At 67.0% G+C, this 25,589-nt stretch carries 25 protein-coding genes and 1 tRNA gene; 8 read left to right on the forward strand and 18 right to left on the reverse strand.

Translation table 11 applies throughout. The annotated features are described in order from the left end of the window. The first annotated feature begins 36 nt into the window (after positions 1–36). Entirely contained in the window at positions 37–573 is a 537-nt protein-coding gene (gene ppa, locus GTW51_RS12180) for an inorganic diphosphatase (protein WP_163044206.1), read from the forward strand. A 235-nt stretch (positions 574–808) separates the two neighbouring features. Continuing rightward, complete coding sequence (locus GTW51_RS12185; RefSeq protein WP_163044207.1) at positions 809–958, forward strand: DUF1127 domain-containing protein; 150 nt, start codon at positions 809–811, stop codon at positions 956–958. A 156-nt stretch (positions 959–1,114) separates the two neighbouring features. Here the strand turns inward: GTW51_RS12185 and GTW51_RS12190 are convergent, their stop codons facing one another. Together GTW51_RS12190 and GTW51_RS12195 are read right to left on the reverse strand one after the other, a co-directional pair. Next, the gene (locus GTW51_RS12190; protein WP_163044208.1) at positions 1,115–1,429 is read right to left on the reverse strand and encodes a DUF167 family protein; all 315 of its coding nucleotides are present in this window, start codon (positions 1,427–1,429) and stop codon (positions 1,115–1,117) included. Positions 1,430–1,439: 10 nt separating this feature from the next. Continuing rightward, positions 1,440–1,742 (reverse strand): YggT family protein, encoded by a 303-nt coding sequence (locus GTW51_RS12195; RefSeq protein ID WP_163044209.1) that lies wholly within the window; start codon positions 1,740–1,742, stop codon positions 1,440–1,442. 149 nt (positions 1,743–1,891) lie between these two features. Here GTW51_RS12195 and GTW51_RS12200 point away from each other — a divergent pair. Beyond that, positions 1,892–1,967: transfer RNA gene (locus tag GTW51_RS12200), tRNA-Ala, on the forward strand. Between the two features lie 139 nt (positions 1,968–2,106). Continuing rightward, positions 2,107–3,336, forward strand: a complete 1,230-nt coding sequence (locus GTW51_RS12205; RefSeq protein WP_343034008.1) for an MFS transporter — start codon at positions 2,107–2,109, stop codon at positions 3,334–3,336. Between the two features lie 149 nt (positions 3,337–3,485). Here GTW51_RS12205 and typA read toward each other — a convergent pair whose 3' ends face one another. The 3 genes from typA to GTW51_RS12220 all read right to left on the reverse strand — a co-directional run bounded on the left by typA (position 3,486) and on the right by GTW51_RS12220 (position 9,257). Continuing rightward, the gene (gene typA / locus GTW51_RS12210; RefSeq protein WP_163044211.1) at positions 3,486–5,312 is read right to left on the reverse strand and encodes a translational GTPase TypA; all 1,827 of its coding nucleotides are present in this window, start codon (positions 5,310–5,312) and stop codon (positions 3,486–3,488) included. 173 nt (positions 5,313–5,485) lie between these two features. Beyond that, positions 5,486–7,069: an alkaline phosphatase D family protein gene (locus GTW51_RS12215; RefSeq protein ID WP_163044212.1), complete on the reverse strand. Its 1,584-nt coding sequence runs from the start codon at positions 7,067–7,069 to the stop codon at positions 5,486–5,488. A gap of 109 nt (positions 7,070–7,178) precedes the next feature. Next, on the reverse strand, positions 7,179–9,257 hold the full coding sequence (locus GTW51_RS12220) for a M3 family metallopeptidase (RefSeq protein ID WP_163044213.1): 2,079 nt from the start codon (positions 9,255–9,257) through the stop codon (positions 7,179–7,181). Between the two features lie 159 nt (positions 9,258–9,416). Here GTW51_RS12220 and GTW51_RS12225 point away from each other — a divergent pair, with 159 nt between their 5' ends. Both GTW51_RS12225 and GTW51_RS12230 read left to right on the forward strand, forming a co-directional pair. Beyond that, positions 9,417–9,914: a MarR family winged helix-turn-helix transcriptional regulator gene (locus GTW51_RS12225; RefSeq protein WP_163044214.1), complete on the forward strand. Its 498-nt coding sequence runs from the start codon at positions 9,417–9,419 to the stop codon at positions 9,912–9,914. Positions 9,915–10,029: 115 nt separating this feature from the next. Then, on the forward strand, positions 10,030–11,262 hold the full coding sequence (locus GTW51_RS12230) for a multidrug effflux MFS transporter (RefSeq protein ID WP_163044297.1): 1,233 nt from the start codon (positions 10,030–10,032) through the stop codon (positions 11,260–11,262). Here GTW51_RS12230 and GTW51_RS12235 read toward each other — a convergent pair. From GTW51_RS12235 to GTW51_RS12250, 4 genes are all read right to left on the reverse strand, one after another. Further along, positions 11,259–12,395, reverse strand: coding sequence for a site-2 protease family protein (locus GTW51_RS12235; RefSeq protein WP_163044215.1), 1,137 nt, complete (start codon positions 12,393–12,395; stop codon positions 11,259–11,261). The two genes, GTW51_RS12230 and GTW51_RS12235, sit on opposite strands and share 4 nt — an antisense overlap. 84 nt (positions 12,396–12,479) lie before the next feature. Continuing rightward, on the reverse strand, positions 12,480–13,067 hold the full coding sequence (locus GTW51_RS12240; protein WP_163044216.1) for a protein-S-isoprenylcysteine O-methyltransferase: 588 nt from the start codon (positions 13,065–13,067) through the stop codon (positions 12,480–12,482). Beyond that, positions 13,064–14,278 (reverse strand): hypothetical protein, encoded by a 1,215-nt coding sequence (locus tag GTW51_RS12245; protein WP_163044217.1) that lies wholly within the window; start codon positions 14,276–14,278, stop codon positions 13,064–13,066. Before GTW51_RS12245 ends, GTW51_RS12240 begins: the two co-directional genes overlap by 4 nt. A 216-nt stretch (positions 14,279–14,494) precedes the next feature. Next, positions 14,495–15,505, reverse strand: coding sequence for an LLM class flavin-dependent oxidoreductase (locus tag GTW51_RS12250; RefSeq protein ID WP_163044218.1), 1,011 nt, complete (start codon positions 15,503–15,505; stop codon positions 14,495–14,497). Positions 15,506–15,671: 166 nt separating this feature from the next. On the opposite strand from GTW51_RS12250, the gene GTW51_RS12255 reads away from it, so the two are divergent. Continuing rightward, on the forward strand, positions 15,672–17,465 hold the full coding sequence (locus GTW51_RS12255) for an L-lactate permease (protein WP_163044219.1): 1,794 nt from the start codon (positions 15,672–15,674) through the stop codon (positions 17,463–17,465). A gap of 97 nt (positions 17,466–17,562) precedes the next feature. Here the strand turns inward: GTW51_RS12255 and GTW51_RS12260 are convergent, their stop codons facing one another. Together GTW51_RS12260 and GTW51_RS12265 are read right to left on the reverse strand one after the other, a co-directional pair. Further along, positions 17,563–18,783: an argininosuccinate synthase gene (locus tag GTW51_RS12260; protein WP_163044220.1), complete on the reverse strand. Its 1,221-nt coding sequence runs from the start codon at positions 18,781–18,783 to the stop codon at positions 17,563–17,565. A gap of 101 nt (positions 18,784–18,884) precedes the next feature. Next, positions 18,885–19,727: a phosphatase PAP2 family protein gene (locus GTW51_RS12265; RefSeq protein ID WP_163044221.1), complete on the reverse strand. Its 843-nt coding sequence runs from the start codon at positions 19,725–19,727 to the stop codon at positions 18,885–18,887. 257 nt (positions 19,728–19,984) lie between these two features. Here GTW51_RS12265 and GTW51_RS12270 point away from each other — a divergent pair, with 257 nt between their 5' ends. Beyond that, entirely contained in the window at positions 19,985–20,629 is a 645-nt protein-coding gene (locus GTW51_RS12270; RefSeq protein WP_163044222.1) for a LysE family translocator, read from the forward strand. A gap of 22 nt (positions 20,630–20,651) precedes the next feature. Here the strand turns inward: GTW51_RS12270 and GTW51_RS12275 are convergent, their stop codons facing one another. The 7 genes from GTW51_RS12275 to thpR all read right to left on the reverse strand — a co-directional run bounded on the left by GTW51_RS12275 (position 20,652) and on the right by thpR (position 25,423). After that, positions 20,652–21,311 carry a glutathione S-transferase family protein gene (locus tag GTW51_RS12275; protein ID WP_163044223.1) on the reverse strand — a complete coding sequence of 220 codons (660 nt, stop codon included), beginning with the start codon at positions 21,309–21,311 and terminating at the stop codon, positions 20,652–20,654. A gap of 75 nt (positions 21,312–21,386) precedes the next feature. Beyond that, a complete protein-coding gene (locus tag GTW51_RS12280; RefSeq protein ID WP_163044298.1) occupies positions 21,387–21,569 on the reverse strand; it encodes a BrnA antitoxin family protein in 183 nt (60 codons plus the stop codon). 47 nt (positions 21,570–21,616) lie between these two features. Beyond that, entirely contained in the window at positions 21,617–22,069 is a 453-nt protein-coding gene (locus GTW51_RS12285; protein ID WP_163044224.1) for a hypothetical protein, read from the reverse strand. A gap of 82 nt (positions 22,070–22,151) precedes the next feature. Beyond that, complete coding sequence (gene rlmN, locus GTW51_RS12290; RefSeq protein WP_163044299.1) at positions 22,152–23,393, reverse strand: dual-specificity RNA methyltransferase RlmN; 1,242 nt, start codon at positions 23,391–23,393, stop codon at positions 22,152–22,154. 160 nt (positions 23,394–23,553) lie between these two features. Next, positions 23,554–24,060, reverse strand: coding sequence for an invasion associated locus B family protein (locus tag GTW51_RS12295; protein WP_163044225.1), 507 nt, complete (start codon positions 24,058–24,060; stop codon positions 23,554–23,556). Between the two features lie 324 nt (positions 24,061–24,384). Continuing rightward, on the reverse strand, positions 24,385–24,759 hold the full coding sequence (locus GTW51_RS12300; protein ID WP_163044226.1) for a YkvA family protein: 375 nt from the start codon (positions 24,757–24,759) through the stop codon (positions 24,385–24,387). A 64-nt stretch (positions 24,760–24,823) separates the two neighbouring features. Further along, a complete protein-coding gene (thpR, locus tag GTW51_RS12305) occupies positions 24,824–25,423 on the reverse strand; it encodes an RNA 2',3'-cyclic phosphodiesterase (protein WP_163044227.1) in 600 nt (199 codons plus the stop codon). Positions 25,424–25,589 lie beyond the last annotated feature (166 nt).

Here is a 25,589-nt window from a genome sequence, read left to right on the forward strand (position 1 = left end):
GCACGGCTCATCCTCACACCGAAAGAAGAACAGATCATGCGCATCGACGCGATCGCCCGCGGCGACAATCCGCCCGAGGACATCAACGTCATCATCGAGGTGCCGCTGGGCGGCCATCCGATCAAGTACGAGATGGACAAGGAAGCCGGCTGCCTCGTCGTCGACCGGTTCCTCTATACGCCGATGACCTATCCTGGAAATTACGGCTTCGTGCCACACACGCTGTCGGATGATGGCGACCCGATCGACGTCCTGATCTGCAACACGCGACCGCTGTTTCCCGGCTGCGTCATCAACTGCAAGCCGATCGGCGTCCTCGTCATGGAGGACAACAGCGGCCAGGACGAGAAGATCATCGCCGTGCCGTCGCCGCACATCACGCGGCGCTTCGAGAACGTTTCCGAATATCGCGACCTGCCGGAGATCACGCTGCTGCAGGTCGCCCACTTCTTCGAGCACTACAAGGATCTGGAGCCCGGCAAGTGGGTGAAGATCGGCGACTGGGGCGATTCCGCCATGGCCAAGCGCCTCATCGGCGAGGCCGTTGAGCGTTTCGACGCCCAGAAGGCCTGATAGCCTTCAAGAATACCTATCGATGGAAGGGGCGCGGCGAGCGATCGTCGCGCCCTTTTTCGTTTCGGCGGCGCTGAATCGGGTGTGACGGACGCCAATGCCTAACGAAGGGTAAAGGAAATATGATCGTGCCATGCGCAGATTGCACAACAGGAGTGCAGTAAAATGCACTGCTAATAGGCAGCTGGGTATCTTATCTCACGATCATCAGATTCACTTAACCGGACCAACTCCCATGCTTCGCCAGTTCGCCACCCGCTTCAAATCCTTCCGCAGCCATCGCGCCGACATCCGCCAGCTCGAGCAGATGAACGACCGCGAACTCGCGGACATCGGCATCGACCGCGGCGACATCGCCTCCGTCGTTCGTTTCGGCCGCCGCTAAGGCGCCACGCGACCCGCACCCGCGGTTCGCATCGATACGCCAGACATCAGCCGCGCGACCTTACGGGTCGGGCGGCTTTTTCGTGCCGCGGACCGGGAAACTCGCGACCGTTTCGGCGCAGCATGAAATGTCGGATGGTCGATCGGGCTTCGAGAGCTATTCGGCCAGGCGCTCGAGAGCCGCGCCGATCGATGCCGGATCGCCGTCCACCCGGAGCGTCTTCGATCGCGCGGCATGGCCGGCGACGATGCTGACGGCGCTCTTCGGGACGCCGAGCGCCTTGGCCAGCAGTTGCTCGACCGCCTTGTTGGCCTTGCCGTCTTCCGGGACTGCCCGGACCCGCGCCTTCAGCCGAAGCGATCCATCGGAAGCGGCGACGACTCCCTCGATCCGATCAGCGGCAGATTTCGGCGTCAGCCGGACTTCGACCAGCACGCAACCCTCGACTGGCCGCCAGAAGCCGGCCGTCATCGGGAAGAGATCAGACGCCGGCCTGCATGATCGCCGGGTTGATGTAGTAGACGATGAGATACTGCAGGAACATGATGCCGAAGAGCACGACCAGCGGCGACAGGTCGATGCCGCCGAGATCCGGCAGCACCCGCCGGATCCGGCGATAGACCGGCTCGGTCAGCTGCCACAGGAAGCGCCCGATCGAGTCGACGAACGGATTGCCCGGATTGACGATGTTGAAGGCGTACAGCCACGAGAGCACGGCCGAGGCGACGACGACCCACCAATAGAGGTTGAGCGCCTGGTAGAGCACGTAGGTGACTGCGAGCATGAAATCCGAAACCTTTGCGATGGCCTTCCCGATGTAGCCATCGCCCGGCTGAATCGCAAGCAAGGCCGGATCGCGCGGTTCGGGCAGCCCCGGCGATTGGTCGTTGACAGGGCGGAGTCCGACGCACTAAATGCCGCGCACTGGTGGACGGGGCTGTAGCTCAGTTGGGAGAGCGCGTCGTTCGCAATGACGAGGTCAGCGGTTCGATCCCGCTCAGCTCCACCATTCGCCAGTGTTCCTCTCTTCCCGGATGTCCCGCAGGCCTGGACGGGCCGCCTCTGGCGGCACGACCCGGACCATGGCAGGTGCGTGCGTGAGCGAGACCAACGACCCGGCATCCGCGGCGAAGCCTGATGGCGCGCCGGTGGCCGTCCCCGACGACGATCGTTTCGCCGCCTTCCGCAATCCGCAGTTCGTGCGCTACTGGCTGGCGCGCTTCTTCTCCACTTTCGCCATCCAGATCGTCGTCGTCTCGGTCGGCTGGCAGATCTACGACCTGACGCGCAATCCGCTGGATCTGGGGCTCGTCGGGCTCTGCCAGTTCCTGCCGGCACTGCTGCTGGTCCTGGTCACCGGGTCGGTCGCCGACCGCTACTCGCGGCGGCGGATCATGGGCTTCTCGATCCTGGTGGAGGCGGTCGGCGCGTCGGCGCTGCTGCTCTTGACCTGGCACGGGCTGGCTTCGCCGCTGCCCGTATTCGCCGTCCTTGTCGGCTTCGGCATCGCGCGGGCGTTCTTCGGCCCGGCCTCGCAGTCGCTGGTGGTCAATCTCGTGACCCGCGAGGAACTTGCCAACGCCATCGCCTGGAACTCGTCCTCCTGGCAGATCGCCGCGATCGTCGGGCCGGTAGCCGGCGGCCTGCTCTACGGTCTCTCGCCCATCGCCGCCTATGCAACGGGCACGGTGCTGTTCCTTGCCGCCGCCGTGCTGGTGATGTCGATCTCGGCGCCGGCGCAGCGGCGCAGCAACGAGCCGGCGAGCATCGAGACGATCGTTGCCGGCTTCCGCTTCATCTGGTCGGAGAAGATCGTGCTCGGCGCCATCTCGCTGGATCTCTTCGCCGTGCTGCTCGGTGGTGCGGTCGCGCTGATGCCGGTCTATGCCCGCGACGTGCTCGACGTCGGCCCGTGGGGCCTCGGGCTGCTGCGCGCGGCGCCCGGTATCGGGGCGGTGACGATGGCCGTATGGCTCGCCGCCCATCCGATCAAGGACCATGCCGGCGCGCTGATGTTCGGCTTCGTCTTCCTGTTCGGCGCCTGCACGACGGTGTTCGGCCTCGCCACGGTGCCGTGGCTGGCGGTCGTCGCGCTGGTGCTGATGGGGGCATCGGACATGATCAGCGTCTATGTCCGCGAGACGCTGATGCAGTTGTGGACGCCGGACGAGGTGCGCGGCCGGGTCAACGCCGTCAACATGGTGTTCATCGGCGCGTCGAACGAACTCGGCGAGTTCCGCGCCGGCGTCATGGCGTTCTGGCTGGGGGCGGTGCCGGCGGTAGTAATCGGCGGCGCGGCGACGATGGGCGTCGCGGGTCTCTGGGCCTGGATGTTCCCGGGCCTCAGGCAGGCGCGGAGCCTTGCCGGCCGGGAATGATCCGGTGCGGAGGCGGGGCCGCCTTTCGGCGGCAGAAGGTCGAAGCTTTCGGCGGCAGAAGGTCGAAGAGGGCCGCCTTGCGGCGGCAGAACGCAAAAGGGCCGCCGGAGGATTCCCCCGGCGGCCCTGTTTCGTCAGCCCCAGTCTGATCAGGCGGCCTTGCGGCTCTTCTCGAAGCGCTTGCGCTCGTTGGAATCCAGATACAACTTGCGCAGCCGGATGGTCTTCGGCGTCACCTCGACCAGCTCGTCGTCCTGGATCCAGGATAGCGCCCGGTCCAGCGTCATGCGGATCGGCGGGGTCAGCTTGATCGCCTCGTCCTTGCCGGAGGCGCGCATGTTGGTGAGCTTCTTGCCCTTCAACACGTTGACCTCGAGATCGTTCTCGCGAGTATGGATGCCGATGATCATGCCGGCATAGACCTTGACGCCGGCCTCGATCACCATCGGGCCGCGATCTTCCAGATGGAACATCGCGAAGGCGACGCTCTCGCCGGCATCGGTGGAAATCAGGACGCCGGTATTACGACCGGCGAGCTCACCCTTGAACGGCGCGTAGGAGTGGAACAGGCGGTTCATGATCGCCGTGCCGCGCGTGTCGGTCAGAAGCTCCGACTGGTAGCCGATGAGGCCGCGGGTCGGGGCATGGAAGACCAGGCGCTGGCGATCGCCGCCGGAGGGGCGCAGCGCGACCATCTCGGCCTTGCGCTCGCTCATCTTCTGCACGACGACACCGGAATGCTCCTCGTCGACGTCGATGACGACTTCCTCGATCGGCTCCAGGATCTCGCCGTTCTCGCCCTTCTGCATCACCACGCGCGGACGCGAGATGCCGAGCTCGAAGCCCTCGCGGCGCATCGTCTCGATCAGCACCGCCAGCTGCAGCTCGCCGCGGCCGGAGACGTAGAAGGAGTCGCGGTCGGAGGCTTCCTCGATCTTCAGCGCGACGTTGCCCTCGGCCTCCTTGAGGAGACGGTCGCGGATGACGCGGCTGGTGACCTTGTCGCCCTCGGTGCCGGCCAGCGGCGAGTCGTTGACGAGGAAGGACATGGTGACGGTCGGCGGATCGATCGGCTGGGCGTGCAGCGGTTCGGTGACGGCCGGGTCGCAGAACGTGTCGGCGACGGTGCCCTTCGACAGCCCGGCAATGGCGACGATGTCGCCGGCCTCTGCATAGTCCAGCGGCACGCGGTCGAGACCGCGGAAGGCGAGGATCTTGGAGATGCGGCCGGATTCCAGCAGCTTGCCCTGGCCGTCGAGAACCTTCACGGGCTGGTTCGGCTTGATCGAGCCGGCCTGGATGCGGCCGGTGATCAGACGCCCGAGGAACGGGTTGGCCTCGAGGATCGTGCCGATCATCTTGAACGGCTCGTCCTTGCCGGCGGTGTCCGGCTCCGGCACGTGCTTGAGGATCATGTCGAACAGCGGCGTCAGGCCCTGGTCCTGCGGGCCTTCCGGCTCGGTGGCCATCCAGCCGGAGCGGCCGGAGCCGTAGAGCACCGGGAAGTCGAGCTGCTCTTCGGTGGCGTCGAGCGAGACGAACAGGTCGAAGATCTCGTTCAGGACTTCCTGGTGGCGCTCGTCGGTGCGGTCGATCTTGTTGATCGCGACGATCGGCCGAAGCCCGACCTTCAGCGCCTTGCCGAGGACGAACTTGGTCTGCGGCATCGGGCCTTCGGAGGCATCGACGAGGATGACCGCGCCGTCCACCATGTTGAGGATGCGCTCGACCTCGCCGCCGAAATCGGCGTGGCCCGGCGTGTCGACGATGTTGATGCGGGTGTTGTTCCACTCCACCGACGTCGCCTTGGCCAGGATCGTGATGCCACGTTCCTTTTCGAGGTCGTTGGAATCCATGGCACGTTCGTCGTGCCGCTCGTTGTCTCGAAACGTGCCGGACTGGGCGAGCAGATTGTCGACGAGGGTCGTCTTGCCATGATCGACATGCGCGATGATCGCGATGTTGCGGAGTTTCATAAGGGTCACCGGAAACAAAGTAAGGCCGCGGTAGAACGTCGAAAACGCTCCGCCCGGCACTGATGCGGGTCTCTTACAACATTTTGTGCAGTTGCGAAAGGGTTATCGCCCGCGACCGGAAGTGCAAGGAAAGGCCGGCGATGAAATGCCGCCGGCCTTTCTGGAACTCCGGATCAGCCTTGGCGGATCGGATCGAGCGTGGTCTTCCACAGTTCCTGGTCCTCGGCGTCCATCAGCCGGACGGTCATCTGCTCGCTGTCGCCATCGATGTCGACGATGCCGAAGAACTGCAGGCCCGAAGCCGGGCTGACGTTCTGCCCCTGTTCCTCGCTCGGCGCCTTCACGTAGCGCAGTTCCGGGCCGAAGGTCATGTCGAGGTCGTTGGGGCCGAAGCTGCCGGCGTGGATCGGGCCGGAGACGAATTCCCAGAACGGCTCGAAATCCTGGAAAGCCGCCCGGTCGGGGCTGTAGTGATGCGCGGCGGTGTAGTGGACGTCGGCGGTGAGCCACACCGTGTTGGTGACGCCGGCCGACTTGATGAAGCGCAAAAGGTCGGCGAATTCCAGCTCGCGGCCCTTCGGCGCGCCGCCGTCCGACTGGGCGATCGCCTCGATGAAGCTCTTGTCGCCGACCTTGTCCCAGACGACGAGGCCGATCGGCATGTCGGAGGCGATGACCTTCCAGGTGGCCTGCGAACTGGCGAGTTCGCGCTTCAGCCAGGCGATCTGCTCGCGCCCCATCATCGTGGTGCCGTCGCCGGTCTCGGTCTGCATTCCCTCGTTGTTGGCATCGCGGTAGGACCGCAGATCCAGGAAGAACACGTCCAGCAGCGGGCCATAGGCGATCTTGCGATAGACCCGGCCGGGCTCCGCCGGCACGTAGCCGATCGGCGTCATCTCGTGGAAGGCGCGCGCGGCACGGGCGGTGAGCAGGCCGATGTCCTTGACGCTGTAGCGGTCGTCGGCGGAGAGGTCCTTGCCCGAGGACCAGTTGTTGACGACCTCGTGGTCGTCCCACTGGAAGAAGGTCGGCAGGGCGGCATTCATCGCCTGCACGTTGGCGTCCATGAGGTTGTACTTCCACTGGCCGCGATACTCAGCCAACGTCTCGGCGACCTTCTCCTTCTCGGGGATCAGGATGTTCTTCCACGTGCTGCCGTCGGGGAGCTCGACGCTCTCCTTCAGCGGCCCGTCGGCATAGATCGTGTCGCCGGAATGCAGGAAGAAGTCCGGCTCGTGGCGCGCCATGGTGGCGTAGGCCTTCATGCCGCCGCGGCTCTCGTCGATGCCCCAGCCCTGGCCGACCGTGTCGCCCGACCAGGTGAACTTCACCGAGCGGCGTCCTGCCGGCGCGGTGCGGAAGCGGCCGACGATCGGCTCGGCCGTGGCGTTGACGTCACTGAGCTCGGTGGCGACGGCGCGCCAGAAGATCTCCTGGTCCGACGGCAGGCCGTCGATCAGGCGCTTCATGGTGAAGTCGGATTCCGGCAGCGTCGTCAGGCCGGAGAGCTTGCGGCTGTTGGCAAAGCTCTCGGTGGTCGCCCATTCGACGTCGATGCGCGACGGGCGGTCGACGCGGGTCCAGATCATGCCGGACGTGGCGTCGACGTCGCCGGTCTGGACGCCGTGGGTGAAGCTCGGACGGCTGGCCGCGCGGCTGATCGCCGGCATGGCAAGACCGGAGCCGGCGACGAGGGCAGCGGCGCCGGACGAGGCGAGGAAGTGGCGGCGCGACAGGGGGAAGCGGGCAGATGACATCGACGCAGGCTCCGTTGGATCGAGGCCCTTACCATCGGCGGCTCGCATGGCAGTGCGATTGCAGCCATGCGAAGTTTTCGAGTCGTTCCAAACTGCGCTGCAGCCTGTCCTAACGCCCTTGCCGGCCCCTCCCGGCTGAGCCGGCGACGAAGCCGCGCTTGCGCAGAAGCGCCTCGGGGCTCGGCATCCGGCCCCGGAAGGCGGTGTAGAGCACGGCGGCGTCGCGGCTGTTGCCGGCCGAATAGACATGCTCGAGCAGCCGGCCGGCGGTTTCGGGGTCGAACGGATCGCCTGTTTCCCGGAAGGCCTCGAAGGCGTCGGCGTCGAGCACTTCCGACCACATGTAGGAATAGTAGCCGGCCGAATAGCCGTCGCCGGCGAAGACATGGGCGAAGTGCGGCGAGCGGTGGCGCATGGCGATCTCGCGCGGCATGCCGAGGGCCTCCAGCATCGCCCGCTCGGCCGCCAGCGGATCCTGCGGCGGGCTCGCGGTCTCGTGCAGGCCGAGATCGACCAGCGCCGAGGACGTGTACTCCACGGTGTCGAAGCCGGCATCGAAGGTCCGTGCCGCCAGCAACTTGTCGAGCAGGGCCCGCGGCAGGACCGCGCCGGTCGTGGCGTGGACCGCGTGCTTCTCGAGGATTTCCGGCACGGTCAGCCAGTGCTCGAAGAGCTGCGAGGGCAGCTCGACAAAGTCGCGCGAGACGGCGGTACCGGCAAGCGAGGGCCAGGTGACGTCGGAGAGGAGGCCGTGCAGCGCGTGGCCGAACTCGTGGAACAGCGTACGGGCATCGTCGAGCGACAGCAGTGCCGGCTCGCCATCGGCGGGTCGGGCGAAATTGCAGACATTGTAGATGACCGGCAGCTGCCCGCCCTCGAGCTTGTGCTGGCCGCGCAGCGCGCTCATCCAGGCGCCGGAGCGCTTCGAAGAGCGGGCGAAATAGTCGCCGATGAAGCGGCCGCGCTCCCGCCCGTCCCGCTCCCGGACGCGCCAGACGCGCGTATCGGGATGCCAGGCCCTGGCCTCCGGCATCGGCTCGAAGATCAGGCCGAACAGCCGCCCGGCGACGTCGAAGGCAGCGTCGATCATCCGGTCCAGCTGGAAATACGGCTTGAGTTCGGTCTCGTCGAGATCGAACTCCGCCTGCCGGCGCCGCTCGGCGTAGAAGCGCCAGTCCCAGGGCTCGATCGGGCTGTTGTCGCCCTCGGCGACGGCGAGCGCCGCAAGCGCCTGTGCGTCCTGCAGCGCCCGTTCGCGGGCATGGGTCCAGACCGTTTCCAGGAGCCCGCGAACCGCTGCGGGCGTCTTCGCCATCTGGTCGTCGAGCTTGTAGGCGGCGTAGGAGGCAAAGCCGAGCAGCCGGGCCTTCTCGGCCCTGAGTGCCAGCATCTCGGCCATGATCCCGCGATTGTCCGACGGGCCGTCGTTCTCGCCGCGGCTGGTCCAGGCGCGGAAGGCGATCTCGCGCAGGTCGCGTCGCGTCGAAAAGCCGAGGAACGGCACCACGACCGAGCGCGACAGGGTGAGGGCATAGCCGTCGATGCCCTTCTCGGCTGCGATCGCCGACATGCCCGCGACGAGGTAGTCCGGCAGGCCCGCCAGATCGTCCGCGCCGAGCGGCATCACCCAGTCCCGCTCGTCGGCGAGGACGTTCTGCGAGAACTGCGTGCCGAGCGTCGAAAGCACCGCATCGATCTCGGCAAGGCGCTGGCGGTCGTCGCCGACCAGCCGGGCGCCGGCGCGCACGAAGCCGGCATGGGTCCGCTCGAGCAGCCGCCTGTCCTCGCCAGAGAGCCCTTCAAGCACGTCGCGGCGTTGGTAGAGATCGTCGACGCGCGCGAACAGTTCGGCATCGAGCGCGATCGCCGAGCTGTGGCGGGCGAGCGCAGGGGAGACGTCACGCTCCACCGTCTGCAGGGCGGCGTCGGTATGGGCGCCGGCCAGGGCGAAGAAGATCCGCGCCACTTCGCCCAAGCGCTCGCCGGCGTGCTCCAGCGCCCCCAGGGTGTTGTCGAAGGTCGGGGCGGCCCGATCACCGGCGATGGCGGCGATCTCCGCGCGATGACTGGCCATGGCCGCCTCGAAGGCGGGCAGGAAGGCCTCCGGCCGGATCGCCACGAAATCGGGCAGGGCGCCATCATCGCGGAAGGCGATGGCAGAAGCGGCGGCGGCGAGGGAAACGTTCATGGAGCAAGCTTTCGTTTTCGCCGAGGCGCATTTCGGTTAGGTTGGTTCTAAACGAGCGTGTACTTACGGACAGCGGTACGATCGACTATTGATAGCCGTCCACCGATGGCGCGGCGACCGTTCTGCCGCTTCACGTGGTCAATGCGAGTGCTGACGACAATGACCCAACTCCTCCCGAGCAACTCCCTGGGCTTCCTGCTGGTGGACGCGGCGCGGCTGTTTCGCCAGTCTTTCGAGAAGGCGGTCGTGGAGGCGGGCCTCGAGCTGACCCCGGGCGAGATCCGTGCGCTGGCCTATGTCGCCCGGTTCGAGGGAACCCGCCAGGCCGTGCTGGCCGAACGCATGGGTGTCGAGCCGATGACGCTGTCGGCCTATCTCGACAGGCTGGAGGCGCGCGGGCTGATCAGCCGCACGGTCGACCCGTCGGATCGCCGCGCCAAGGTGGTGCGCCCGACCGAGGCGGCGGACAAGGTGTTCACCGAGGTCCGGCCGGTGGCCATGGCGCTCTACGAGCAGACAGTGGACGGCTTCAGCGAGGACGAGCGGGTCTTGGTCGACACGCTGCTGCAGAAGATCCGCGCCAATCTGACGAACGATCCGCAGATCGTCGGTCCGACGGCCCCTGATCAGGCGCTCCCGCTTCCGCGCTCCGCTTAAGACCCATCCGTTCCTGTGAGTCCGGCCGGCCCCCGCATCGCGGGGTGCCGGGTCGTTCGTCGCAGCAAACACCCGGAGCCTCGTCTTGCTCTCACCTTCCGCCCCGCCGGCGACCATGTCGCAGCGCCGGACCGCCTTGATCGGCGGCTGCCTGGTGGCGATCGGGCCGATCTCGCTGGCCCTCTACACGCCGGCGATGCCGATCCTGGTCGACGAATTCGGCACCACCGAATCGATGATCAAGCTGACGCTGTCGGTGTATTTCGCCGGCTTCGCGCTGACCCAGCTGGTCTGCGGCCCGGTCTCCGACGCATTCGGGCGACGGTTCACGACGCTCGCCTTCATGGTCATCTATGTCGCCGGCTCGGCGCTGGCGGTGGCGGCGCCGAACGTCGAGACGCTGATCGCCGCGCGGCTCCTGCAGGGGATCGGCGCCTCCGTCGGCGTCACCACGGCGAGAGCCATCGTCCGCGACCAGTTCTCCGGCGAGACTTCGTCGCAGATCATGAATGCCATCGGCATCATCCTGGCCATCGGCCCGGCGGTCTCGCCGACCCTGGGCGGCCTCACCCTGGCTCTGGCAGGCTGGAACGCGATCTTCGTGCTGATGATGCTCTGCGGCCTCATCGTCGTCGGCGTGACGCTCGGCTTCATGCGCGAGACCGGAACGCCGGACCGCTCCCGCATCCGGCCCAAGGCGATCCTGTGGGCCTATGGGCGGCTCGCCACACACCGGCAGTTCCTGGCGACCAGCCTGACCGTCGCCGGTGCCGTCGGCGCGCTCTACACGCTGGCGACGGTGCTGCCCTTCGTGCTGATCGACCGTGCCGGGCTCTCGCCGACGCAGTTCGGCGTCGGAATGCTCGCCCAGTCCGGCATGTTCCTCGGCGGCTCCCTGGCGGTGCGCTACGCCATGACGCGGACCAGCGCCTACCGGCTGGTGCCGGTCGGCCTCGGCTTCATCGCGGCGGGCAGCGCGGGACTGGCGTTGTCGATCGCGCTCCTGCCGATCTCCTATCCGTCGATCATGATGCCGGTCGGGCTCTACGCCTTCGGCATCGCCTTCGTCATGCCTGCCATGACGACCGCCTCGCTGGCGCCATTTCCGGACATGGCGGGTGCCGCGGCGGCGATGATGGGCTTCATCCAGACCGGGGCGGGGCTGGCCGGCAGTACGCTCGCGGCGCTCATCGGCGAGCCTGTGCTGGCGACGCAGATCATCATTCCGTGCCTCGGATTGCTGGCGATCTCCGCCTATCTCGTGCATCGCAGCAGCGCCTCGGCGCTGTTGCCGGAGCCGCGGCCCCTGGTGCCGGCGCCGGAAATGCCGCGCAGCGATCGCGACTAGCCCCGCCGCGGCGGGTCGAACGGCCCGGCTTGCGGCGTCGGCCGCAGCCGCCCGAGGCCGCCGGCTTTCGCCAGCATCATGTACTCGGCAATATTCTCCGGGGTGATGTAGGCGACGAGCCGTCCGTCGCGGTCGACGACCCCGAGGGCAGGGGCGTCGTGCTCACGCATCTTTTTCATCGCGAAGGAGAGCGCGGCATTCTCGCGGATGGTCGGCACGTCGCGCACCATGACCTCGACCACCGGCGTCTCGCGGCCGGTACGCGCCAGCGCCTGGATCAACGCCTTCTGGGTGAGGATGCCGCGCAACTGACCAGCGCCGTCGACCACGGGAAATTCGTGCTGCGTCGTGCGGATCAGGGCCTCGGCGGCATTCGCCAGCGTCGCCTGCGGCCCGAGCGTTTCGAAGCGCGTGATCATCGCCTCGCTGGCCGATACCGTCCGCCCGGCATCCTCGACGCCGACCTGGTAGCTCTCGCCGGCGGCGGCGAGATAGACGAACACCGCGATGAAGACGAGGAAGACGTTGCCGGTCGTCAGACCCCAGAAGCCGAACCCGAAGGCAAGCACCTGACCGGCACGCGCCGCGTAGCGGGTGGCGGTCGCCCGGTCGTAATGCATGGCCAGGAGGGCCCGCAGCACCCGCCCGCCGTCCATGGGAAAGGCCGGAATCAGGTTGAACAGGACGAGGAAGACGTTGACGGTGGCGATCCGCGCGAGGAAGCCGGCGGCGGGATTGTCCAGGGCCTCGATCGAGGCGGCGTCGAACCGCGCACCGAGCGCGAGAAACAGCACCGCCGCGATGACGACGTTGACCGCCGGGCCGGCCAGCGCGACGACGATCTCCTCGCGCGGCCGCTCCGGCATGCGCTCCAGCCGGGCGACGCCGCCGATCGGCAGGAGGGTGATGTCGGGCGTCGCGATGCCATAGCGCCGGGCGGCCAGTGCGTGCCCGAGTTCGTGGGCGACGACGCAGGCGAAGATCGCGACGATGAAGGCGATGCCCTCGATCGCCGCCGCCTGGCCGCCGCTCTGATAGGCGGATACGCCGATCCAGAGCAGCAGCAGCAGGAAGGTGAGGTGTATCCGGATCTCCGATCCGAACACGCGGCCGATGGTGAGGGACCAAGGCATAGGCAACTCCCGGCGGGACGGGTCGGACAGGGTGTCCCAGGCCGGATATGGCGTCGCCCGCCACGTCTTGCATCGGCGGGAGGGTCAGAACACGCCGGGAATGATCCGTGCCGTTTTCTGCCGGTAGTCGCGATAGGCCTCGCCGAAGGTCTCTTCCATCATCCGCTCCTCCGGGCCGATGCGGAAGAAGAACAGGGTGCCGAAACCAACCAGCCCGGCGAGCCCGGCGATCCAGTTGGGCACCAGCAGCGCCTGCGCCAGCGCCATCGTCCAGAACGCCGTGTACATCGGATGACGAAGCCGCCGGTAGATGCCCGAGGTCACCAGCTCGTGCTTCTCGCGGATGTCGAGCGACACCGACCACATGCGCCCGAGCGCCTTGTGGGTCTTGCGGAACAGGACGAGCGCCAGGACCATCGCGATGGCGCCGAGGCCGATCTGCCACCAGTATGGATCGAATCCGGCGAATTCCGGCCAGCCGGTCGCTACCGACACGCCCGGCAGAATACCGAGGCCGGTAAACGAGATCGCCATGCGGACGGTCTCGGCCGTGCCGCGGCGGGTCCGCTCGACGCGGCGGCGCTTGGCGCGCCGCTCGAACGGGTAGCGGATGACGTACCAGCCGACGACCATCAGCACCCAGAGGATGCTGCCGGCGAGCGCCGGAGTCATTGGACACCGCCGGACGCCGCGAGCGGCGTCGCCGGATGCCGGGCGCAGGGTGCTTCGGCGGCGAGCGGCGGCAGGGCGACGGTTCCGGCTTTTGCGAAATCGGCGAGCGGGCGGGGACCGAGGAGCAGCATGTGGAAGGAATAGGCGCAGCGCTGCTCGACGGCGAGCACGAACTGGCGATGCAGCCGGAAGAAATCGCGCTTGATCCGCTGGTAGGTCTCGGCCTTCACCAGGTGCTTGAAGCGGATCCGCACGACGACCGGGGTCCGCCCGTCGGTGATACCCAGCGAAGTGGCGGGGTTCGACTTGTAGAAATTGATGGGATCGGAGAGGCCCTGGCAGTCGGTCCATGGCAGCCGGTGATCGACGACCAGGCGCCGGACGCTTTCGCGCTGATCGCTTGCGGCAGGGTGCAGGGCGGTCTTGAGCAGGCTGGAGCCGACGGTGAGAATGTGCAGCCGGTCGACCGCGAGCCCGTCGCGGATCGCGCGGTCGATGGCAAGGATCGCCAAACTCGCCCCGAGGCTGTGAGCCGCCAGGACGATCTCCTGGGCGTCGCTCGCTTCGCTCAGCCGGCGGATTTCCGCCGCCTGGCACTCGATCCGAGCGAGGATCAGGGGATTGCGGCCGCGGCAGAAATCGCGGGCCATCGCCCAGTCGTCCAGGGCGGTCAATAGATGCAGTTGGCGGTTGACCCACCACAGCAGGGCAAGGGCGACGCAGCCGCCTGCAGCCAGACCCGCCAGGACGCCCAAGGCGCCGGGCATCAGCGCGGCCAGCGAGCTGAACACGAGCAGCGCCGGCACCAGCGCAAACAGCACCATGGCCAGCGGAAAAGCATAGAAGAAGCCGTAGCGCCAGCTGGTCCGCAGATACCGGAACACCGTGCCGGTCAGGAAGAAATCGCCGAGAGCGACGAGGCCTGTGACGAGGCGAGTAACGACGGGGCGTCCAGCGTAGGCGCGGATCAGGTCGCTCCAGTCGCAGACGACGATCTCGGTCTCGGTGCTGAAGCCCGGACGTGTAAGCGAGGCGTGAAAGGCGGCGAAAGGGGCGGCGTGACCGCCGCGGATTTCAGCGGCGTCCAGCGCGACCTCGGCATCCCATACGGCAGCCGAGCGTTTCGCCGCCCGATGGAACCGCTCTACCTGGGCCTCGGCTCGCAAGGGCTCGAAACCCGGAAACAGGAATACGAGCCGCTTCTCAATCATACTCTATACCCATCCTGCCACAGCGGCACGCGGGCCGATTTCCACTCGGCGATCCGCTCCAGCGGTATCCGCGCATCGGCTGCCTAGCCCAGCCTACCCGGCCTGAGAAGGTAACCGCTTAAACTTTCAAGGCTCAAGGCGCGAATTATTGGCAGGTGAGGCGTGTTTGCCAGACCGCAGGCCGGCAGCGCCGGGCTGCCAGGCACTGCGGTACCGCTACGCGGCGGCCTCTTGCGCGGCGCCGATCTGCCGCATCGCCTCGGCGGCGATCGTGAAGGAGCGCAGCCGCGCCGCGTGATCGTGGATCTGGCCGGTGAGGATCACCTCGTCGGGCTGATGAGTGTCGATCAGGCGGGCGAGTTCCGCCCTGACCGTGGCCGGCGAGCCGGTGGCGGAGACCGAGAGCGCGTCGTCGACCATCGCCTTGGCCATCGGATCGACCCGTTCCTCGAAATCCGTGACCGGGCGCGGCAGGGGGCCGGCCTGGCCGGTGCGCAGATTGACGAAGGCCTGCTGCATCGAGGATTTCAGGACCCGGCCCGCCTCGTCGGTGTCGGCGGCGAAGACGTTGATCGCCAGCATGAAATGCGGCTCCGGCGAGCGCTCGGACGGACGGTATGTGTCGCGATAGACCTCGATCGCCTGTTCCAGGGCGGCCGGCGCGAAATGCGAGGCGAAGGCGTAGGGCAGGCCGAGATGAGCGGCGAGCTGCGCGCCGTAGAGGCTGGAGCCGAGGATCCAGACCGGTACCCTGGTGCCGGCGCCGGGGATCGCGCGAACCTTCTGGCCTGGCCCGGCGGGCTCGAAATAGCTGATCAGCTCGAAGACGTCCTGCGGGAAGTTGTCGGAATTGTCGAGGCTGCGTCGCAGCGCCCGCGCCGTCAGCATGTCGGTGCCCGGCGCCCGGCCTAGGCCGAGATCGACGCGGTCGGGATAGAGCGTCGCCAGCGTGCCGAATTGCTCGGCGATCACCAGCGGCGCGTGGTTCGGCAGCATCACGCCGCCGGCGCCGACGCGGATCGAGGTGGTCTGGCTGGCGACGTAGCCCAACGCCACCGCCGTCGCGGCGCTGGCGATGCCGGTCATGTTGTGATGCTCGGCCATCCAGAAGCGGTCGTAGCCAAGCCCTTCGGCGTGGCGGGCGAGGGCGGCGGAGTTGCGCAGCGCCTCCGCGGCGGTGCCGCCTTCCGGAATCGGGGAGAGGTCGAGAACGCTATAGGGAACCATGGCGACGGCCTTCGATGGTTGAACTTTGGTCTTACGTGGCGTCGAAACCCGCGTTTCACAAAGGGTATGAACGCAGATTGATCCGTAATGTGAACAATCAGGCTTGCATTGAAACCGCCGACCGGAAACTAGGAAACCAGGTGAGGAACATTCTGGGAGGTTTGTGATGGGCTCTGGTTTCCTGTTCGCGATGGCGCTGCTGCCGATCGCGATCGTCTTTCTGCTGCTCGTGGTCATGCGGCGATCGGCGAAACTGGCGATGCTGGTCGCCTATCTGGCAACCGCGGCGCTCGCCCTGACCGTCTGGGACCAGGCCGTCGGCACCGTCGCCGGCGCCACGATCAACGGCCTCGTCACCGCCCTCACGCTCCTCTTCATCATCTTTGGCGCCATCCTCGTCCTGCAGACCGTGCACGAGAGCGGCGCGATCCGTGCCATCCGCCGCGGCTTCACCGAACTCTCGCCGGACCGGCGCATCCAGGCGATCATCATCGCCTGGCTGTTCGGCTCGATGATCGAGGGCGCGTCCGGCTTCGGAACGCCTGCCGCCGTCGCGGCGCCGCTGCTGGTGGCGATCGGCTTCCCGGCGATGGCCGCCGTTCTGGTGACGCTGATCATCCAGTCGACGCCGGTGTCGTTCGGTGCCGTCGGCACGCCGATGCTCGTCGGCGTCAACACCGGCCTCGGCGGCAACGAGGGCGTGCTGGCGTCGATCGCCCCGATGTCGCTCATCGACTATGTCTATGCCGTCGCCGCCAATGTCGCGATGGTGCATGCCCTTGTCGGCTTCGTCATCCCGCTGATCATGGTCGGCATGCTGACCCGCTTCTTCGGCGCCAACCGCTCGTTCATGGAGGGCTTCCGGGTCTGGAAGTTCGCCCTGTTCGCCGGCCTGGCCTTCACGGTCCCGTATTATCTCGTGGCCTGGCTGCTCGGCCCGGAATTCCCGTCGCTGCTCGGCGGCCTGATCGGCCTGTTGATCGTCGTGCCCGCCGCCCGCCGCGGCTTCCTGCTGCCAACGGACCGCTTCGAGTTTCCCGAGCGCGCCGGCTGGAACAGCCACTGGTTCGGCACGCTGAAGGCGGCAGAGGCCGAGGAGGTCATCGCGGCGCGGGACGGCAGCGCACAGATCTCGCTGCTACGGGCCTGGTCGCCGTATCTGATCATCGCGATCCTCCTGGTGCTCACCCGCGTGATCGCCCCGCTGAAGGCGGCGCTGACCTCGCCGGAGGCGACGCTCGCCTTCAACGACATGTTCGGCTCGGGGATCAACGCCACGGCGCAGCTGCTCTATTCGCCGGGAACGGTGCTGATCATCGCATCGCTGCTGTCGGTGCTGATCTTCAGGATGAGCGGCAAGGCCTATGCACGGGCCTGGGCAGGTTCGGCGAAGACCATGGTCGCCGCGGCCCCGGCGCTGCTGCTTGCGGTGCCGATGGTGCAGGTGTTCCTCAACACCGGCCGCGGGCCGATGGAGTCGATGCCGCTGGTGCTGGCCGAGGGCGTCTCCAGCGTCGCGGGCTCGGCCTGGCCGCTGTTCTCGCCGCTGCTCGGCGCGCTCGGCGCCTTCATCGCCGGCTCGAACACCGTGTCGAACATGATGTTCTCACTGTTCCAGTTCTCCGCCGCCGAGCAGATCGGCCTCGGGGCTGCGGGCGCGATGATCGTCGTGACGCTGCAGGCCGTGGGCGGTGCCGCCGGCAACATGATCTGCGTCCACAACGTTGTCGCGGCTTCGGCGGTGGTCGGGCTGACCGACCGCGAGGGCGAGGTGATCCGCATGACGCTGATCCCGATGACCTATTACGTCGTTCAGGCAGGCCTGATCGGCATGGCCCTGATCTATGGCGGGTTCTGGGCGATCCTGGCGGTGGTGTGGCTGGTCGCGGTGATCGCCGCGATGGCCTTCAACAAGGGCCGCCAGAAGGTCGCGACCGGCTCGGCCGTGCCAGCGGAATAGGCTGCGGCCTCAGCAACCGACATGAAAAAGGCCCGGCGGAGCGATCGGCCGGGCCTTTTCGTTTGAGTGATACCGCGACTGTGGACGCGGTTGGTGACTACCGCACGTCGCGCTTGGCCAGCGTCCGCAGGCGCAGGGCGTTCAGGCGGATGAAGCCGGCGGCGTCCTTCTGATCATAGGCGCCGTGGTCGTCCTCGAAGGTGACCAGTTCGTCGGAATAGAGCGATTTCGGCGAAGCCCGGCCCTCGACGATGACATTGCCCTTGTAGAGCTTCAGCGTCACCGTGCCCTCGACATGCTGCTGGCTGTGGTCGATCGCCGCCTGCAGCATCTCGCGCTCGGGCGAGAACCAGAAGCCGTTGTAGATCAGCTCCGCATAGCGCGGCATCAGCTCGTCCTTGAGGTGGCCGGCGCCGCGGTCGAGCGTGATCGACTCGATGGCGCGGTGGGCGACCAGCAGGATGGTGCCGCCCGGCGTCTCGTAGATGCCGCGCGACTTCATGCCGACGAAGCGGTTCTCGACGAGATCCAGCCGGCCGATGCCGTTGTCGCGCCCGAGATCGTTCAGCGCGGCCAGCAGCTCATGCGGCTTCATCGACTTGCCGTCGATCGAGACCGGGTCGCCCTTGGCAAAGCCGATGGTGATCGTCGTCGCCTTGTCCGGCGCGTCCTCGGGGCTGACGGATCGCTGGAAGACGTAAGGCGGCGGCGCAACGTTCGGGTCCTCGAGCACCTTGCCCTCGGAGGACGAGTGCAGGAGGTTCGCGTCGACCGAGAACGGCGCCTCGCCGCGCTTGTCCTTGGAGACGAGGATCTGGTTCTTCTCGGCGAAGTCGACGAGGTCGGTGCGGGACTTGAACTCCCATTCGCGCCAGGGCGCGATCACCTTGATGTCGGGGTCGAGCGCGTAGGCCGACAACTCGAACCGCACCTGGTCGTTGCCCTTGCCGGTGGCGCCGTGGGCGATGGCGTCGGCGCCGGTCTCGTGAGCAATCTCGACGAGGCGCTTGGAGATCAGCGGCCGGGCGATCGAGGTGCCGAGCAGGTAGGTGCCTTCGTAGACGGCGTTGGCGCGGAACATCGGGAACACGAAGTCGCGGCAGAACTCCTCGCGGACGTCGTCGATGTAGATCTCCTTGACCCCCATCATCTCGGCCTTCTTGCGGGCCGGCTCCAGTTCCTCGCCCTGGCCGAGATCGGCGGTGAAGGTGACCACCTCGGCGCCGTATTCGGTCTGCAGCCATTTCAGGATGATCGAGGTGTCGAGGCCGCCCGAATAGGCGAGCACGACCTTCTTGACGTCGCGATGCTGTACCATGCTGTTGTCCCACGAGAGTGCGTTGCGGGCTCTATAGCAAGAGATGGCCGGGAACACAGCCGGGCGGGACAGGTCGTTCGCCTAGTCGGCAGCCAGAAGGCTCAGGCCGGGCTTACGTCGCTCGCTGCAGATACCGGTCGCCGGACGGCTCCGAAGCGCGCTTTGGCGATCCGCCATGCCTCCAAGCCAGATCCGGTCACCCTTTTGTCGATCACTGGCGCGGCAGCGGCGAAGACCGGCCAGATCAGCAGCATGACGATCGCGACGATCAGCCACGACAATACGACGTCCGAGAGAAAATGCCCGCCGAAGGCGATGCGGTTCAGCGAGATCGCCGCGGCCGGCAGGGCGATCGCGGCCAACACGACCGGACGCCAAGGCCTGGCGACAAGGAGGCCGACGGCCAGCATCGCCGCGGCGGAGGCGGCTTCGCCGGAGGTGAAGGAGCAGTTTCCGGCACAACCGCCAACGACCTGCCAGGGGGCGGAGAACGGCAGGTCGCCGCCAAATTCGAGGATCTCGCGCGGCCGTGCCCGCCCGAACAGCTCCTTCATGATGAGATTGACGACAAGGCCCGGGCCGACGGCAAAGACGGCGAACAGGAACAGCGCCTTGTACGGGCGCATCAGCCAGCGCGAGGGCCGGTCGGCAGCGGCCGACACCAGGCTGATCGTCGCGGTGGCAAGCAGCGCCAGGATCAAGGCGTCGTTCAGCGAACGCAGGAGGTTTAGCGCCGGGTCGGCTTCCAGGGGAAAGCCGCCCTGGGGGCCGGCGAACCAGCTGGAGACGGCGAGATCGATGCCGGGCAGCGCCATGAACAGGAAGCTGAAGACCAACAGGACCCGCGCCAGCAATCCGACCGGGGTCGTCTCCGCCATCCTGACCAGATCGGCCGCGCCGGCGCGGAACCCGTCTGCCGCATTCTCCAGGCCCCTGAGTGCCATTCGGCCCGCTTGCCTTGCCAGCGCGTCCGCCCCGAAGCCCCGGCCCCGTCTCCATCATGTAACCACTCCCCCGCCTGCTGTGTCGCAGGTCTGGGGCCTCTCGATGACCTGCAGATGATCGGCAGGTATCGTTCGGATGACAATCGCGCCGAGCCAGCCGACCCGGCCGGGCATCAGGCGGGCTGGCGGTTCGCCTCTGGTGGGAAGTCTTGCGGGCAGATAAGGAATCGCCAGTTCTGCTGGCAGGAAGCGACACCATGGATTTCATCCCCGACCTTCCGACGATCCTCGCCTTCACGCTTGCTGGGCTCGTCCTGACCATCACGCCGGGGCCGGACATGACGCTGTTTCTCGGCCGAACGCTATCGGAGGGGCGGGCGGCCGGTCTTGCCGCCATGCTCGGCGCAACGACCGGCATCCTCATCCATACCAGCCTTGCAGCTCTCGGCATTTCCGCGCTGATCGCCGCATCGCCGGACGCGTTCCTGGCGCTGAAGCTCGCCGGCGCGGCCTATCTGGTCTATCTCGCGATCCAGGCGATCCGCTCGGGGTCCCGCCTGCAGCTCGATGCGCGGGCCGGGGGCCGGCGCCACAGCATCGCGGCGAACTGGTTGACGGGGCTCGGCATCAACCTTCTCAATCCGAAGATCATCCTGTTCTTCGTGACGTTCCTGCCGCAATTCGTCTCGGTGGGCGATCCGGACGCTGCGGCCAAGCTGTTCTTCCTGGGCGTCTACTTCATCGCCCTGGCGATCCCGATCGCGGTCGCGGTGATCCTGGCCGCCGACCGTTTCGCCGCGGCGCTGAAGCGTCGGCCGGCGGTGATGCGCGGCATCGACTGGCTGTTCGCCAGCGTCTTCTCGGCTTTCGCCATCAAGATCCTGCTGACCCAAGGCCGCTGAAGCGGCAGAGCCTGCTACGGCCTCAGGCGTAGGCGTAGGGCCCGCCGCGCTTCAGCCCCTGGCGGTAGGCAGGGCGCGCATGGATGCGCAGCAGGAACTCGCGCAGGCGCGGCCGGTCCTCGTAGCCGAAACGCTGGGCCGCGGCCTCGACCGGAAAGCTCATCATGATGTCGGCGACGGACATCTGCGGGCCGGCGAACCAGCCGGTGGCACCCAGCGACTGCTCCCAGTGATCGAGATGCAGCTTGAGCTGCGGCAGAACCAGCAGCGTGTCGACCTTCTGCATCGCGGATCTGAGGATCGGGCGCACGAGCATCGGCGCGCGGGCCGGGATCATCTGCAGCACCAGCATCAGGAACAGAGGTGGCATCGCCGATCCCTCGGCATAATGCAGGAAATGCCGGGCCTGCCAGTAAGCCTCGGTGCCCGGCGGCGGCATCAGCCGGCCGTCGCCGTGGCGCTCAAGGATATATTCGACGATGGCGCCGGTCTCCGCGATGGTGCGCTCGCCGTCGGTGAGGATCGGCGACTTGCCGAGCGGATGGATCTGCCGCATCGCCTTCGGCGCCTGCATGTCCTTGCCCCGCTCGTAGCGCTTCACTTCGTAAGGCACGCCAAGCTCTTCGAGCATCCAGAGGATGCGCTGGGAGCGGGAATTGTTGAGGTGGTGAACGGTGATCATCGGCGCCAATCTGCCGCAAGGAACGATTTCAGCAAGGGAAGCAGGAGGAACTGCGAGGTCCGGTCCGCAGGAGGCTCAGAGCCCGGCGGCCTGGCGCAGCGCCGCATTCATCCGGTCCTGCCAGCCCGGCCCGTCGTCCTGGAAATGCGCCAGCACGTCGCGGTCGATCCGCAGCGAGACCATCTCCCGGCCAGCCGGGATCGCGCCGGGCGTTTCGCGTACGCGGCCGGTGGCGACCGGCTTTGTCGGCTTGAACATCGCCTCTGCGGCTTCGCGAGGGTCGAGCGGGCGTCTGGCCAAGTGACCTATCCTTCTGAGGTGGGGGCGGGGAGTGGCCGCGTCTCACTGCTGCGCCATCGCCCGGCGCGGTGGCCGGCGATGATCCAGTAGACGAGGGCGAAACAGAGCGAGGCGACGAGGATCGCGGTCTGGACGCTCATATGCGGCACGTCGCGCCCGTAGGTGCCGAACAGCACCGCGACGCCGCCGAGCAGCCCGGCGGCGAGATGAAGCAAGATCGAGGAGAGCGCGAAGATTTCCGTTGCCAGCACGAACAGCGCGAAGGGCAGGAGGACGACCGAGCCGATCTGGGCGGACTGGGCACCGAAGGCAACGGTGGCGTGGAACAGGAAGACCGGATCACCGATGCGGCCCGAGGGAAGCTCGAGAAACGGCCAGAGCATGGCGAAGGCCGCGACCAGGCAGGCCGCGATGAAGCCGAACGGAATCACGAAGAGAAAGCGCAGGACGGTGCTCATCGACGACGAATACCTTCAGCGGCGGCGCCGCGCGAGCCATGACGGACGAGAATAGATGACGCTCCCGCGCGCCGGGCGATCGTCAGCCGGCGGCGAGTTCGCTCGCGGGGGCGGATTCCATGGCGATACGGTCGCCCTTCTTCATGCGTTCCGATTCCGACTTCAGCTGGCCACAGGCGGCGAAGATGTCGCGGCCGCGGGGGGTGCGGATCGGCGAGGCGTAGCCGGCCTGGTTCACCACCTCGGCAAAGCGCTCGATCTGGTCCCAGTCGGAGCATTCGTAGGCGCTGCCGGGCCAGGGGTTGAACGGGATGAGGTTGATCTTGGCCGGAATGCCGTGGAGCAGGCGGACGAGCTCCCGCGCGTCGACGAGGCTGTCGTTGACGTCCTTCAGCATCACGTATTCGAAGGTGATGCGGCGGGCATTGGAGACGCCCGGATAGGTGCGGCAGGCCTCCAGCAGCTGGGCCAGCGGGTATTTCTTGTTGATCGGCACCAGCACGTCGCGCAATTCGTCGCGGACCGCATGCAGCGAGATGGCGAGGCCGACGCCCATGTCCTCGCCGGTCGGCGCGATCATCGGCACGACGCCGGACGTCGAGAGCGTGATGCGCCGCTTCGACAAAGCGAGGCCCTCGCCGTCGGAAACGACGGCCAATGCGGCGCGGACATTGTCGAAATTGTAGAGCGGCTCGCCCATGCCCATCATCACCACATTGGAGACGAGGCGCCCCTCCGACGGCAGGATGCCGCCTTCCGGCGTCGCGGCGTCGGGAAAATCGCCGAGCCGGTCGCGCGCGACCATGACCTGGCCGACGATCTCGTCCGGCGTCAGGTTGCGCACCAGGCGCTGCGTGCCGGTGTGGCAGAAGGTGCAGGTGAGGGTGCAGCCGACCTGGCTGGAGACGCAGAGCGTGCCGCGGCCTTCCTCGGGAATGTAGACGGTCTCGATCTCGACCGGCCGGCCGGCGCCGCGGGCGGGGAAGCGGAACAGCCATTTGCGGGTGCCGTCGACGGAAATCTGCTCCTCGACGATTTCCGGCCGGGCGATCGTGTACGCGGCATCCAGCGCCTGCCGGAGCGTGCCGGCGATGTTGGCCATCTGGCCGAAGTCGGCGACGCCGCGCACATAGAGCCAGTGCCAGAGCTGCGCGACGCGCATCCGGATCTGCCGCTCAGGGACGCCCAGCGAGCGCAGCGCCGTGGCAAGGCTCTCGCGATCCAAGCCGATCAGCGACGGCTTCTCGCCGGACGTTGCCGGGATCGTCGCGGCAGGCACGCGGGGCCGCGTATCAGGCGAAGCGAGGTCGAGCGAAAAGGCCATAGGTTCCTCGGCCGGGTTGCCGGCCAGTCTCGTCACAAGGGGAATGATCCCGTCACATGACGCTTTCCGGCCGGTTTCGCAAGGTTTAGGCCACTTCGAGCAGCAAAACGCCGGGCCCGGGCCCGGCGTTGCCGTCACTTCTTCGCTGCAGAAGCGTCGACTAGCGGCACTCGTTGATCGAGTTCAGCGCGGCGGTCACGCCGGCGAGCGAATAGGTGTAGCTGGTTGCCGTGCCGCGCTGCGAGGTCGCGTCGACCTTCATGCTGCGGCCGGCCTTGAGGGCGGCTACGAGCTGCGGCTCCTCGGCGGCGTTCTCCATCCAGGCGGACTCGCCCTTGACGAACATCGAATAGTCCTTGCCGTCGATGTCGACGACGACCTTCGAGCCTTCGCGCAGCGGATAGCCCATCACCACCTGCGGCTCGTAGGAAACGCCCTGGCCTGGCTTCTGCGACACCAGGAAGAAGATGTCGCCGTGGTTGACGCTGGCCGGGGTCATCGCGGTCGGTGTCGACAAAATGTAACAGACCTTCCCGGCGGAATCGTCGTAGGAATAGGTGCCCCAGGCGTTGAATTGGCTGATCCGTGTCGGGGTCTGTGCGGCGCCCGCGGCGCTCGAGAAGATCAGAATGGCCGCCGTAGCCGTCAGGACGTTCTTGAGTTGCATGGTTCCCCGCTCGTTTGTGCGTGCGTCATTGGCGATTGGTCGCGGCCGGCGCCGATATCGGCGCCGGTCCCGGTGGCGAATGTCCCGGCAAACTAGACCGAAGCCCGTTTATCCTTGGTTAACGAAAGCCGAATGCCCGCAAGACGTTTTGCGGGAAGGGTTCGCTGTCGCAAACATGCGGCCGGGACAGCCGGAAGATACCCATCGCTGAATGAGGGACAAAATCGGGCGACAGTTTGGCGGCAGGACGGCAACGGAGGTTACGGTCTCGTAAGGTCGCCTTTCGCGGGCAAAAAAGCAGGGCAGCCGCCGAAGCCGTCAGGGCTACATTTCCCCGAGTGTCTCACGTGCCTTCACATAATGCTCCGGCTTGATGTTGCCGCGCACGGCTCGGAACGCCGCCCACATCACCGCGATGTCGTCGGTGAACCCGATCCCGAACAGGAAGTCCGGTATGATGTCGAACGGCAGCACGAAATAGGCGAGCGCCGCCAGCAGCACGCCGCGGCTGGCGCTGGGCGTCTTTGGGTCGATGGCGCAGTAATAGGCGGCGATCACGTCCTCCATGAAGGGGACGTAACGCAGCGCCCGGCGGGCGGTGTCGAAGAACGACGCGCGGACCCGCTGTTCCTGCCGCGCCTGCTCCTCTTCGGTGCCCGGCTGCAGTACCGCGTCGATATCGAGAATGTCGCGCGCCATCAGTTCCTCCGCCATCTGTCGACAGCTAGATGGATCGCGACGGCCGCCGGCTCAAGTGGCGAGGTCAGCCATACTGGCCGGCGAACGCGCCCGAAGCGAAGGAACTGTATCCCTCGTCGGCGCGGGGCGTCGATCCGAGCGGAAACGCTTCCTCGAGCAGATAGGGGCCGCCACCGACCGAATCGCGCGCCGAGAACAGGCCGAAACGGGCGACCTTGATCGCCGGGGTGCGGAAACCGGCATTCCTTGCCAGATAGCGCGCGACGTCCTCGGGCTTGGGCTGGCGCAGCCGCGCCAGGGTGACATGCGGCGAAAACTTGCGCTGGTCGGCGGGCAGACCGAGCCGGCGGCAGATCCGGTCGATCTCGAGCTGCAGGTCGGCCAGCGCCGGCGAAGCCTCGATTTCGGCGTGGATCGAGCGGGGCTTCTTGCTGCCGAAAGCGGCAAGGCCGCGCAGCGCGATCGAAAAACCCGGCCGTTCGATCCGGTCCAGCGCCGCGACGATCTCGTCGGCGAGGCGGGGCTCGACGTCGCCGATGAAGCGCAATGTGAGGTGATAGTTCTCTGGGTCGGTCCAGCGCGCCGACGGCAGGCCGCCGCGGAGCAGGGACAAGGGGAAGGCGAGAGCCTGGGGGATTTCGAGGGCGGTGAACAGTCTCGGCATCGGATGGTCCTTCCGTGCGTCATTGCCTTCACCCCGGAAGACTCTCATCCCGGGAGCCATGTTTCAAGGACAGGGCAGCCCTGCAGCGGCGCATTCACGGTTGTCCGTTGCGCAATGCACAATTATCTTCGGTGGCGAATGGGGAGGCCCACTCCGGGGAGGACGA

Source organism: Aurantimonas aggregata, from assembly GCF_010500835.1.
In the GTDB taxonomy this organism is placed as follows: domain Bacteria; phylum Pseudomonadota; class Alphaproteobacteria; order Rhizobiales; family Rhizobiaceae; genus Aurantimonas; species Aurantimonas aggregata.